General features: G+C 68.4%; 11 protein-coding genes. 4 read left to right on the forward strand and 7 right to left on the reverse strand.

Annotation, left to right across the window (positions count from 1 at the left end; all coding sequences use genetic code 11):
• Window positions 1-64: 64 nt before the first annotated feature.
• From AC04MD_RS12840 to def, 7 genes are all read right to left on the reverse strand, one after another.
• Window positions 65-1,093, reverse strand: a complete 1,029-nt coding sequence (locus AC04MD_RS12840) for a CDP-glycerol glycerophosphotransferase family protein (RefSeq protein WP_475497637.1) — start codon at window positions 1,091-1,093, stop codon at window positions 65-67.
• A complete protein-coding gene (locus AC04MD_RS12845; RefSeq protein WP_475497638.1) occupies window positions 1,093-1,908 on the reverse strand; it encodes a glycosyltransferase family 2 protein in 816 nt (271 codons plus the stop codon). Before AC04MD_RS12845 ends, AC04MD_RS12840 begins: the two co-directional genes overlap by 1 nt.
• Window positions 1,909-1,951: 43 nt before the next feature.
• Window positions 1,952-3,028 (reverse strand): glycosyltransferase, encoded by a 1,077-nt coding sequence (locus tag AC04MD_RS12850; RefSeq protein WP_475497639.1) that lies wholly within the window; start codon window positions 3,026-3,028, stop codon window positions 1,952-1,954.
• Window positions 3,029-3,126: 98 nt separating this feature from the next.
• Complete coding sequence (locus AC04MD_RS12855; protein WP_475497640.1) at window positions 3,127-4,380, reverse strand: O-antigen ligase family protein; 1,254 nt, start codon at window positions 4,378-4,380, stop codon at window positions 3,127-3,129.
• A 212-nt stretch (window positions 4,381-4,592) separates the two neighbouring features.
• Window positions 4,593-5,888, reverse strand: coding sequence for a 16S rRNA (cytosine(967)-C(5))-methyltransferase RsmB (gene rsmB, locus AC04MD_RS12860; protein WP_475497641.1), 1,296 nt, complete (start codon window positions 5,886-5,888; stop codon window positions 4,593-4,595).
• A complete protein-coding gene (gene fmt / locus AC04MD_RS12865) occupies window positions 5,885-6,805 on the reverse strand; it encodes a methionyl-tRNA formyltransferase (RefSeq protein WP_475497642.1) in 921 nt (306 codons plus the stop codon). The genes rsmB and fmt overlap by 4 nt, the downstream gene beginning before the upstream one ends.
• Window positions 6,806-6,878: 73 nt before the next feature.
• A complete protein-coding gene (gene def, locus AC04MD_RS12870) occupies window positions 6,879-7,391 on the reverse strand; it encodes a peptide deformylase (RefSeq protein WP_475497643.1) in 513 nt (170 codons plus the stop codon).
• A 132-nt stretch (window positions 7,392-7,523) separates the two neighbouring features.
• Here def and AC04MD_RS12875 point away from each other — a divergent pair, with 132 nt between their 5' ends.
• The 4 genes from AC04MD_RS12875 (at window position 7,524) to AC04MD_RS12890 (ending at window position 11,136) form a co-directional block, all read left to right on the forward strand.
• Window positions 7,524-8,648: a LysM peptidoglycan-binding domain-containing protein gene (locus AC04MD_RS12875; RefSeq protein ID WP_475497644.1), complete on the forward strand. Its 1,125-nt coding sequence runs from the start codon at window positions 7,524-7,526 to the stop codon at window positions 8,646-8,648.
• Between the two features lie 78 nt (window positions 8,649-8,726).
• The gene (gene dprA / locus AC04MD_RS12880; RefSeq protein WP_475497645.1) at window positions 8,727-9,908 is read left to right on the forward strand and encodes a DNA-processing protein DprA; all 1,182 of its coding nucleotides are present in this window, start codon (window positions 8,727-8,729) and stop codon (window positions 9,906-9,908) included.
• Entirely contained in the window at window positions 9,905-10,378 is a 474-nt protein-coding gene (locus tag AC04MD_RS12885) for a DUF494 family protein (protein ID WP_062357170.1), read from the forward strand. The genes dprA and AC04MD_RS12885 overlap by 4 nt, the downstream gene beginning before the upstream one ends.
• A 26-nt stretch (window positions 10,379-10,404) precedes the next feature.
• Complete coding sequence (locus AC04MD_RS12890; protein WP_475497646.1) at window positions 10,405-11,136, forward strand: pilin; 732 nt, start codon at window positions 10,405-10,407, stop codon at window positions 11,134-11,136.
• Window positions 11,137-11,158 lie beyond the last annotated feature (22 nt).

Consider the following 11,158-nt stretch of genomic DNA (forward strand, 5'->3'; position numbering starts at 1 on the left):
CGCTCGTTCCCCCATGGATTGTCCCTCGCCCAGATGACAGCCGGTAGTGCCGTCCGTCCCGGTGTCAGGCCGGGCCCCAGTAGCCGATGCGCCGGCGGATCTTCAGCTTGCGCCACAGGTTCATCGGCTTGGGCCTCGGGTTGCGCGCGCCCGCGGCGATAAACGCATCGATGGCCTCCAGCACGCGCTCGCTGGACCGGCCGTCGCGGTACGGATGGATGCTGTCGGCGTACGCCTCGATCGCCTGCATCAGCTCCGGGGGACGCGACAGCGCACGACGGATCGCTGGCTCGAACTGCGCTGCGTCGTCGATGTCGATCAGCTGCGGGCCGGGGCGCCGGTTCTTGAAGGTCACGACAGGCTTGTGCGTCAACAGGAACTCGTTGAGCGCGGACGAGGTGTCCGAGCACATCATGTCCACCTGCGGGAACAGGTCGAGGATGTTGTCGTCGTCGGCGAAGCGCAGGTGCTCGTTCTCCAGCGCGCGGAACTTCGCCACGGTGTCCGCGCTCATCTTCGGATGGAAGGTCACGATCCACTTCCATTCGCCGCTGCGCGACAGCCGCTTCACTTCCTCGTACAGCGTTTCCGCCGCGCTCCATGAGGGCGAGAACGTGGAGTGGTAGAGGATGACGGGTGGCGTGCGTACCGGCGGCAGCCCACCGGCGATCTCCTGCATGAAGGGATCGATCTTCGGCCAGCCCGTCTCCACGACCTTGAAGTGGCCGACCCGCTCCGCGATCTCGGAGAACGCGCGCGTATCGTTCGGCCCGGTGGTGCAGTACAGGTCGAAGAAGCCGCGGATATAGATGTGCCTGGGCTTGCCCGCATCGAAGCCGTGGAAGGTCTCGACCTTCACGCCTGGGAAGAAATGCGGCACGGCATTGCTGCCGGTGATCACCGCGATGGCGTTCCAGCGGCGTACGTCTTCCGTGGTGGCCAGCAGCGTTTCGTCGTTCCGCAGGTCCTCGGCCCCGGGGCCGTCGAAGAACCACGCGGCTTCGCCGCCGCGCGCGCGGATCGCATCCTGCAGCGGACGCAGGATCGCCAGCGCGTAGCGCTCGGACCCGTAGAGCAGGTAGTGCTTGGCCATCAGTGCTCCAGGTTGTGTCCGGCGAGCTTGCGGTGGGCGGCGTCGACCGAGGCGGGATTGTGCTGCATCTCGTAGTAGCGCATGCGCTTGTAGACGGCGTAGCTCGCGGCGGTCTGCGCGATGATGAAACCGCGCCAGCCGTCAAGGAAGGCAAGGCGCAGCAGGTAATCCTTGATGAAGGCGGACAGGTAGACCAGCGGGGTCAGCCACATGCGCACCGGTCGACGCTTGTCGCGCCAGTCCAGCGCCTTCAGCTCGCTGTAGCGCAGGACCTTAAGCTGCTTGTGCACCAGGCTGGGATTGTCGGCATGGTTGAACGGTGCCGTGAACTCCGCCGTGGCGCCGTCGAAGCGCAGGGATTCATGCACGCGCGCATCGGTCCAGCGCGCACGGTCGCGATGATAGACGCGCGCCGAACGCTCGCCGACCATCGGCCGGTACCAGCGCATCGGCGCGCCCATCAGCCAGGTGCGGCGGCGCAGCCAAGCGCCTGCCTTGTCCGACGCCATCAGCGCGGGCAGTTCGCGCGCAAGTTGCGCGGCAAGTTCGTCCGACAGGAATTCGTCCGCATCGAGCACCAGGATCCAGTCGTGGGCGGCACGCGTGCTCGCGACGTTGCGCTGGGGGCCGAAACCCAGCCAGTCCTGGTGCACCACCCTGGCGCCATGCGCCCGTGCGATGGCCACCGTTTCATCGGTGCTGCCGCTGTCGACGACCAGCTTCTCGGCGACGAACGGCACGCTGTCGAGGCAGCGTGCGATGTTCGACGCTTCGTTGTGGGTGATGACGACGAGCGACAGGGGTAAAAGGGACATCGGCGGATTCTACCGCTGCCGAGGGGGCCGCGGCCTTCGCGCGTCAGGCTTGCGCGGCCGGCAGCGCGCCGGCCGGATCGGGATAGGCGTCCACCGCGCGCGGCTGCACCCGATCCTCGGCATGGCGCACGGGAGCGCCGGCCAGCGCGACCACCGCATCGACCAACCGCGTACGGAACGCTGCATCGTTGTCCAGGAAGAAGGCCCGTGCCGCCTCCCGCTTCGCGCGCAGTTGCACTTCATCCATCGCAAGCGCCACCGCCACCGCGGCCTCCAGGGCGTCCGCGTCGACCAGATACCGCGTGGCCAGCTGCTGCCGGTCCGTCCGCGCGAACCGCATCAGGATGCCGCGCTCCGGGGTCACCAGTTCGTTCATGGGCTCCGCATCGGTCGCCAGCACGATGGCGCCCACGCTCATCGCCTCGACGATGTAGTGGCCGAACCCCTCGGTCTCCGAAGGACACAGGTGGAACAGGTTGGCGTTCTGGATCTCGCGCAGTTCCGCGTCGTCCAGGTAGTCCACGCGATGGACGATGTTCGCCGCCTGCGGCCGGAAATCGGCCATGCGCGGGTGCTGCACGACCGTCAGCATCGGCCATTCGGGGTGCCGGACCCACGTCTCCATCACCATCCGCGTGCGCTTGGCGCTGCTGCGCCCGGCCAGGTGCAGGAAGGTGCGCCGGCGCTCGACGCCGGGCAGATGACGATCGCCGCTGGTGAACCCGATCGGCGCGATGCCGCAGCCGTGGTCGTGGAAGATGCCTTCGGCATGCCGGGTCTTGGTCATCACCGAATCGATGTGGCGCAACCGGCGCACGTCGCCCGGGAGGCACCACTCCGGATTCGGGATGAACGCAGTGCGATCCGCTGCGCGCAGGAACTCGGGCTTGATGTGCTCGAGCATGATGTTCAGGTCGTAGCGCTCGCGGCCCAGCGCGCGCCGGCAGGCGAGCCGTGCGCGCTGCGCCCACGGGCCCAGCCATTTCCTCAGCTTGCCGCGTCCGCGGGCGGGCTGGCGATGGACCTCAATACCGGCCTCCCGCAGGGTGTGTTCGATGAGACGCAGGTCACGGCTGAGACCGACACCGTTGTCCCAACCGATCAGGTTCACGCGAGGCATAGAAAGGGGGGCGTGCGGGGGAGCGCCGATTCTAGGAAGCGGTCTCTGACTCGAATGTGAGAGACATCAAGGACGGGCCCGCGACGTTCTACTGCAGTTTACTTATGTGAATCGACCTCGGCGGACGTGTCCCGTTCCGATGCCAGGGCGCCTCCCAGCAGGAGGCCACCGAACACCACGAAGGCGCTGGTGCTGAGCGCATGCGAGAACATCGACTGCGTCATGCCGGACACCATGTAGGTCGCCACCAGCATGCCGACGGTCCAGGACGGGCCGACAGGCATGTGCAGGTGCAACTGCCGGATCCGGCGCGCGGCGATGAGCAGGGGCGTGAGATACTGCAGGCCCAGGCCGACGATGCCCACCAGCCCCATCGTCGCCCCCCATTGCGCCACATCGTTGTGCGCGTGGCCCAGCCCGCAGAAGTGCCGTTCCGCATCCAGGCAATACGTACTGGCATCGATCCGGGCGGCGAAGGTATCGATTCCCACGCCCGTCAGCGGCGATTCGCGGAACGCGTCCCAGGCGACCGACAGCAAGGCCATGCGCGCGCTGATCGGCTGGTCCACCTCGCCAACGGCGAAGCCGGAGACATCGGCATGCAGATGATCCAGGCGGAACTGGCTGGACAGCCAGGGCACGGTCCACATGGCGACGAACAATGCCACCAACAGGCAAACCGCTCCACCCAGGCGCCACCAGCGGCGATGGGATGCGGTGCCGGCCAGCAGCATCAGCATGACCAGCCCCACGCCCGGCAGGACGCCGCGGCTGCCACTGAGGATGACCACCACGTTGGCCAGCACGACGACCAGAGCCAGCAACAACGTCAAAGGCCACCCTTCCTGGGATGGTCGGCAGAAGACGGCCAGCACCAGCAGGGTCAGCACCGCGTTGGCGAACACGATCGGATTCGCGTCACTGCCCGCCCGCTCGACCCCCAGCGACACCTGCGTGTTCGAAATCACGAAAGCGACCAGCAGGCCTGCCAGCGCGCCGTACCACAGGCTCGACATGCGTACGCGCGTGACCCACACGAGCCAGGCGCACCACGGCAGCAGCAAGGCGCGCGATGGATTGTCCAATGCCGCCAGCGATGCCTCGCCGCTCCACACCGACACCGCCGCAATGGCGACCACCCCCAACGCCGCCGCCAACAGGACGTACAACGCAGACGGCGCAGACCGCCCATTGCGCCACGCATCGGGCAGGGCCAGCACGGTGGCAACGAGCATCAATGCAGCGAAGACGGACAGCCCTTTGGGCACCACCAGCAACGCGGCAGCACTGAATCCCGCCAGCCATACCAGCCAGCGCGCGACATCCTGTCGACGTGTACTTCTTCCCTGCATCACTTCGGGTCCTGCGAATGGCAACGGCACGATCATCGGAACGGCAACCGGAACTTCCTGTGTCGAGGAAGTCTGCGCCCTCCATGTCGCCACCACGTCAACGCGGCGTGAACCGATGACGCGGGGCGCCGCGAAGTATGACGCAGGCGACGCGATCCGGCGGCGCGTTTTAGAGTGAGACGATCATCCGGCGCATCGTCCTGTAACGCGACTCACGCTTTTCGCAGCGACGCGTAGAAGAATCCGTCCATGTCCTGCTCGCCCGGCAACCGTTGCCGCCCAGCGCCGGCGACAGCGCCCCACGCATCTCCGATCGCGTCCACCGCTACATCGTGGTGCCGCGCGCGGAATGCATCGAGCTGACCCGCGTTCTCGCTCCGCAGCAGCGAACAGGTCGCGTAGACGAGTTGGCCTCCCGGGCGCAGCACCCGCCATGCCGCATCGAGCAGACGTCCCTGCAGCGCGGCCAATGCCACGAGATCCTCGGGGCGCCGGTGCAGCAGCACATCCGGCTGCCGGCGCACGATGCCGGTCGCCGAACAGGGCGCATCCAGCAGCACCGCATCGAACGGCTGTCCGTCCCACCACGCGACCGTGTCGGTGGCATCGGCCGCACGCAGTTCCGCTGCCACGCCGACGCGCTGCAAGGTTTCCCGCACGCGCTGCAGGCGTCGCTCGTCGACGTCAAGCGCGACGACCTGCAGGGAGGGATCGCGTTCGAGCAGGTGCGCTGTCTTGCCACCCGGTGCGGCGCACATGTCGAGCAGGCGCGCGCCCCGAGGCAGATCGTGGAACAGGTCGGCCACCCGCTGCGCGGCGCCATCCTGCACGGAGACGTCGCCTGCCGCGAAACCCGGCAGGACTGTCGCGGCCACCGGCGCGTGCAGCACCAGGGCATCGACAACGCCGTCGGCAGGCTCGGCGTCGATGCCGGCCTCACGCAGCCGCTGCAGATAGGCGTCGCGGGTGCCATGCCGCCGGTTGACCCGCAGCCACAGCGGCGCCTCCTGGTGGCTGGCCGCGAAGATCGCGTCCGCCTGCGCCGGCCAGTCCACGCGGACCTGCCGACGCAGCCAGGCCGGCCACAGCGCGTCGACCGGCGCCGCCGGCAAGCCTTCGCGCTGCGCGCGCCTCAGCAGCGCGTTGACCAGTTTGTCCTGGTGCGGCCGTCCCAGCGCACGTACGGCTTCGACGGTCGCCGACAGCGCCGCATGCGGCGGCAGCTCCATCACCACCAGCTGCGCGAATCCCACATGCAGCAGCGCGCGCAACTCATTGTCCGCCCGTCCGAGCGGCCGCGACACCCAGGCCGCGAGCGCGGCCTCGCTGCGCGCACGCGCGCGCAACACGGCGAAACAGATCGCCTCGAGCAGCGCGCGGTCGCGCGCATCCTCGATGCGGGGCAGATTCGTGGCCAGTTCGGCCTTCAGCGAGCGGCCGCGATACATCACCGCATCCACGACGCGCGTCGCGATGACGCGCACTGCCACGCCGGCCTGTGTGGTCACGACGACACCAGGTCGCGGCGCGCGTTGAGGTAGTCCGCGGCGGTAATCGCCTTGCCGCCTTCGCGCTGGATCACGCGCAGGCGCAGCACGCCGGCCCCGCAGGCGATGTCCAGTCCTTGCCGGCTGGCGGCCAACAAGGTGCCCGGCGCCGCCGCATGCGCCAGGTCGACCGCGACCGCGCCGTGGATGCGCAGGCGCTCGCCGGCGACCTGCGCTTCGGCCACGGGCCACGGATTGAAGGCGCGCACTTTGCGCGCCAGCACCTCGGCGGGCTGCGTCCAGTCCAGCTTTGCCTCCGCCTTGTCCAGCTTGTGCGCGTACTCGACACCCACGTCCGACTGCGCATGCGGCGGCAGGCGGACGCCCGCCCGCAGCAGGCCCAGAGCATCACGGAGCACCTGCGCCCCCAGGTCGGACAGGCGGTCGTGCACCTGTCCGCCGGTCTCGTCCGGCCCGATCGGCAGGCTCTGCGCCAGCAACACCGGTCCGGTATCCAGACCGGCTTCCATCTGCATCAGGCAGACACCGGTTTCGTCGTCGCCGGCCTCGATCGCGCGCTGAATCGGCGCCGCGCCGCGCCAGCGCGGCAGCAGCGAGGCGTGCACGTTCCAGCAGCCGTACTGCGGGATGTCGAGCACGGCCTGCGGCAGGATCAGCCCGTACGCCACCACGATCATCACGTCCGGCTGCATCTCGCGCAGCGCGTCCTGGGTGGACTTCTTCTTCAGCGACAGCGGCTGCAACACCGGGATGCCGCGCTGGATGGCTTCCAGCTTGACCGGCGACGGCGTCAGCCCGCGCCCGCGGCCGGCGGGCCGGTCCGGCTGGGTATAAACGGCGACCACTTCGTGCTGCGCGTGGGCCGCACGCAGGCAGGGAACGGCAAAAGCCGGCGTGCCGGCAAAGATGATTCTCATGGGGACTGGCTTCGGAAGGGAGAGGGCGGAACCGGCGGGAGCATCCCGTACGTCCGGTTCCGCGGCGCGGCGATCAGGCGACGTGCTTGCGCTGCTTGGCCAGCTTCTTGCGCACCATCTCGCGCTTCAGCGGCGAGAGGTAGTCGACGAACAGTTTGCCGTCCAGATGATCCATCTCGTGCTGGATGCACACGGCCAGCAGGCCGTCGGCGCGCAGCTCCTGCGGCTGGCCCTGGCGGTCGAGGAAACGCACCGTGACCTCGTCGGCGCGGGTGACGTCGGCGAAGATGCCGGGCACCGACAGGCAGCCTTCCTGGTAGACCTGTTCGCCCAGCGTGTCGCTCAGCTCGGGGTTGATGAAGACCTGCGGCTGGTTCTTCTCTTCGCTGATGTCGATGACCATGAAGCGCTGGTGCACATCCACCTGGCTGGCGGCCAGGCCGATGCCGGGCGCGTCGTACATGGTCTCGAACATGTCGTCGAGCAGGCGCTGGAATGCGGGCGTCGTCACAGACCCGGCGTCGACCGGCGCCGCCTTCGTGCGCAGGCGCGGATCGGGGAATTCGAGGATGGGGAGCAGGGCCATGGTACGTCTCGGGATGGGGGCGCCAGTGGAATCCGGCAAGGCCTCACGAATTCTAACGCGGGCGCTTGCGTTGCGCCGGGTTTTCTGGACTATAGTGCTGACCACCTGTCGGGGAATCAGGTAGATACCGCCATGTTTAAATGTTTTCGTACGGTTTTCGCCGTTGCGGTGCTGACCGTCGGCACCTATGCGGCTGCCGCCGAGATGGCGGGAAGCCATCCTGATACCTATGTGGTCAAGCGTGGCGACACGCTGTGGGACATCTCGGCCCGCTTCCTGAAAAAGCCGTGGCTGTGGCCGGAGATCTGGCAGGCCAACCCGCAGATCCAGAACCCGCACCTGATCTACCCGGGCGACGTCATCAGCCTGGCCTACCTGGACCGCGTCGCGGTGCAGCCGGGTCCGCGACAGGAAGCGCCGTTGAACGCGATTCCGCTGTCGGACATCGAGGCCTACCTGAAGGATCGCCGCGTGGTCGACAGCTTCGAGCAGCTGCCGCATGTCGCCGGCCTGGACGAGGATCGCCTGCGCGGTTCGGGCGGCCACAACATCTATGTGCGTGGCCTCGATGGCGCGCAGGCCGGCCAGCGTTTCCTGGTCGTGCGGCCGACCGCCAAGTTCACCGACAACCCGCGCGCGCAGGACCTGGATTTCCGCGGCCGGACGATCCGTGGCGAAGTCGACCAGTGGAAGGACATCGTCGAGCAGAGCGGCAAGGGCGCCTTCCTGGGCTACGAGCTGGCCAAGGTCAACGTGGCCACCTTCACCCGTGGCGTCGTGCCGGGCACCGAGGTCAGCACGCTGGTCGCCGACATCGGCGGTCACGAGGTGCGCGTCGGCGACCGCCTGATCCCGGTCGATGCCCAGCCCTACGACCTGCACTTCTTCCCGCACCCGCCGGCCACCGATCCGGCCGGCAAGCTGCGTGTGCTGGCCGTGGCCGATGCGCTGACGTCGGGCGGCACACGCGACGTGATCGCCATTTCCGGCGGCCGCCTCGATGGCGTGGACAACGGCACGGTGTTCTCGGTCTGGCGCAACGGCACGCACACGGCCAACCGCATGGCACACCCTGAATCCTCGCGCGTCAGCGAGTCGACGAAGTCGGGCGCCGGCCGCGTCAGCCTCCCGGACGAGTACGCCAGCCACGCGATGGTGTTCCGCACCTTCGACAAGGTCAGCTATGCGCTGGTGATGGAGAGCACGGAAGTCACCCGCGTCGGGTACGAACTGAAGCATCCGGACGCGACCTACTGACGCACGTCAGGCAAGTCCTACGCAAGACCGCGACGGCGCCCGAGGGCGCCGTCGTCGTGTCCGGCCTACGCTGGCGGCATGCCCACCCACGACGATCCGATCGCGCTGGTCCGGTTGGTGCTGGCGGGCGGCCCGGTCCTGCCGCGCCGCCGCTTGCTCGAACAGCGGGAAACCCCTGCCCGCGCGCTCGCCGCCGGCGCTGGTGCCTGGCGGGACAACGGACTGGACGGCACCCAGATCGCGCGCCTGCAGGGCGGGGACACCGACGGCGTGCTGGCCCGCACGCAACGGTGGCTGCAGCAACCCGGCCACCACCTCGTCGGCTGGCACGATCCGGACTACCCCGCGCCGCTGCGCACGGTATCCAGCCCGCCGCTCGCCCTGTTCGTCGATGGCGATCCGGCCCTGCTCTGGCGGCCCGCAGTCGCCATCGTCGGCAGCCGCACACCGACCAGCGGCGGCCGCGACAACGCCCACTATTTCGCCCGCTCGCTGGCAACGGCAGGCATCGTGGTGGCCAGCGGCATGGCGAGGGGCATCGATGCGGCGGCGCACGAGGCAGCACTTGCGGCGGGCAGCGGCACCACCGTCGCCGTGGTCGGCACCGGCCCGGACGTGGCCTACCCGCCGGGCCACGACCGGCTCCGTGACCGGCTGGCCGCGAACGGCGCCGTCGTCAGCGAACATCCGCCCGGCACGCCGGCCCTGCGCAGCCACTTTCCCGCCCGCAACCGGATCCTGGCGGGATTGGCGCTGGGCACGCTGGTCATCGAGGCGGCCGAGCAGTCCGGCGCGCTGATCACCGCGCGCCAGGCCGGCGAGGCCGGGCGCGAGGTGTTCGCTGTCCCCGGCTCCATCCACAACCCCCGGGCACGCGGCTGCCATCGCCTGATCCGCGACGGTGCGGCGCTGGTGGAGGAACCGAGGGAAGTCATCGACGCGCTCGCCAATCTGGCGGCCGACCTGGCCAATGCCCTGCGCATGCGACTCGGCGAGGCTGAATCGGGGTTGATCGCGAGTGCCGGTGAGACGCCCGTCCGTCTGGATGCCGACTACCAGTCCTTGTGGACGGCCCTCGGCCACGACCCAACAGGTATGGATCAGCTTGTCTCACGCACCCGATTGACGGCCGCGGAACTGTCCTCCATGCTGCTGGTCATGGAACTGGATGGCTTAGTAACGGCGGAACACGGCCGATACCAGAGAAAGACCGGTTTCTTCACCTCCACAGCGTCGACGACGCAGGCCGAGGGGCAATGAAAGAGAGCATCCTGGACGTACTGCTTTACCTGTTCGAACACTACTTCACCGAAGACGCGGACCCTGTCCGCGACCGCGACTCTCTCCAGAACGGCCTGATCCAGGCCGGCTTCAGCCCCACCGAGATCAGCAAGGCCTTCGACTGGCTCGACGCCCTGGCCGACCAGCGCCCGGCGGCGTCCACGCCGCGCGTCGGTGGCCCGACCCGCGTTTTCCACGGGCCGGAACTCGAGAAGCTGGACGTCGAATGCCGCGGCTTCCTGCTGTTCCTCGAACAGCATGGCGTCCTCGATGCCGACCAGCGCGAGCTGGTGCTGGACCGCGCGATGGCGCTGGACCAGGACGAACTGGACCTGGACGACCTGAAGTGGGTCGTGCTGATGGTGCTGTTCAACCAGCCTGGCTCGGAAGCCGCCTACGCATGGATGGAAACCCAGATGTTTGCCGACGAGCCCGAGCCGGTACACTGAGGCGTTGATCCGCTTCAGGGGGAAGCATGTCGGGTTGGTATTACGCCGACCGGAACCGTGAGCAGCACGGTCCGGTCTCGTCGGATGAACTGGTCACCCACTACCGTTTCGGACGCGTCGCGCTGGACAGCCTGGTCTGGCGCGATGGCTTGCCGCAATGGCAACCATTGCAGGATTTCGCAGCCGAACTGGGATTGAACTCGGCGCCTGCCGACGTCGCCGGTCCGCCGCCGGTCCCGTCCGCCGCCCCTTCCTACACGGCCACCGCCGACCACGACCGCCTGGTGCGCACACCGGCCGCACCCGCGCCGAAGCCGCGCATGTCGGGCGGCAAGATCGCCATGATCGTCGCGGCCGTCCTGCTGGTGCCCTGCCTCGGCATCGGCGCCATCCTCGCCGCGATTTCCATTCCCGCGTACAACGATTACACGCTGCGCGCGAAGGTGTCGCAGGCGATCGCCGAAACGACCGCGCTGAAGCTGCAGGTGGAAGCGATCCGCAGCGGCGAAGGCCGTTGCCCCGGCAATGGCGAAGACGGCATCGGCACGCCGGAAAGCTACGCCGGCACCTACGTCACCCGCGCGATCGTGGGCGAGTTCGACGACGGCACCTGCGGGTTCGAACTGGAATTCGGCAACACCGGCAACACCGAGATCGATGGCAGGAAGCTGTGGTGGGACATGGGCAGCGACCACACCGCGTGGCAGTGCTCGTCGGAGATCGATGACAAATGGCTGCCGCTGGACTGCCGGGGCTGAACACCGTCAGCGCGGCGACGCG

The sequence above is a fragment of the Pseudoxanthomonas sp. LjRoot206 genome, assembly GCF_056175725.1.

Bases quoted from the DNA above. Each gene is read 5' to 3' on its own strand.
- AC04MD_RS12840 (WP_475497637.1), bottom strand. From the start codon at position 1,093: ATGGCCAAGCACTACCTGCTCTACGGGTCCGAGCGCTACGCGCTGGCG.
- AC04MD_RS12845 (WP_475497638.1), bottom strand. From the start codon at position 1,908: ATGTCCCTTTTACCCCTGTCGCTCGTCGTCATCACCCACAACGAAGCG.
- AC04MD_RS12850 (WP_475497639.1), bottom strand. From the start codon at position 3,028: ATGCCTCGCGTGAACCTGATCGGTTGGGACAACGGTGTCGGTCTCAGC.
- AC04MD_RS12855 (WP_475497640.1), bottom strand. From the start codon at position 4,380: ATGCAGGGAAGAAGTACACGTCGACAGGATGTCGCGCGCTGGCTGGTA.
- fmt (WP_475497642.1), bottom strand. From the start codon at position 6,805: ATGAGAATCATCTTTGCCGGCACGCCGGCTTTTGCCGTTCCCTGCCTG.
- def (WP_475497643.1), bottom strand. From the start codon at position 7,391: ATGGCCCTGCTCCCCATCCTCGAATTCCCCGATCCGCGCCTGCGCACG.
- AC04MD_RS12875 (WP_475497644.1), top strand. From the start codon at position 7,524: ATGTTTAAATGTTTTCGTACGGTTTTCGCCGTTGCGGTGCTGACCGTC.
- dprA (WP_475497645.1), top strand. From the start codon at position 8,727: ATGCCCACCCACGACGATCCGATCGCGCTGGTCCGGTTGGTGCTGGCG.
- AC04MD_RS12885 (WP_062357170.1), top strand. From the start codon at position 9,905: ATGAAAGAGAGCATCCTGGACGTACTGCTTTACCTGTTCGAACACTAC.
- AC04MD_RS12890 (WP_475497646.1), top strand. From the start codon at position 10,405: ATGTCGGGTTGGTATTACGCCGACCGGAACCGTGAGCAGCACGGTCCG.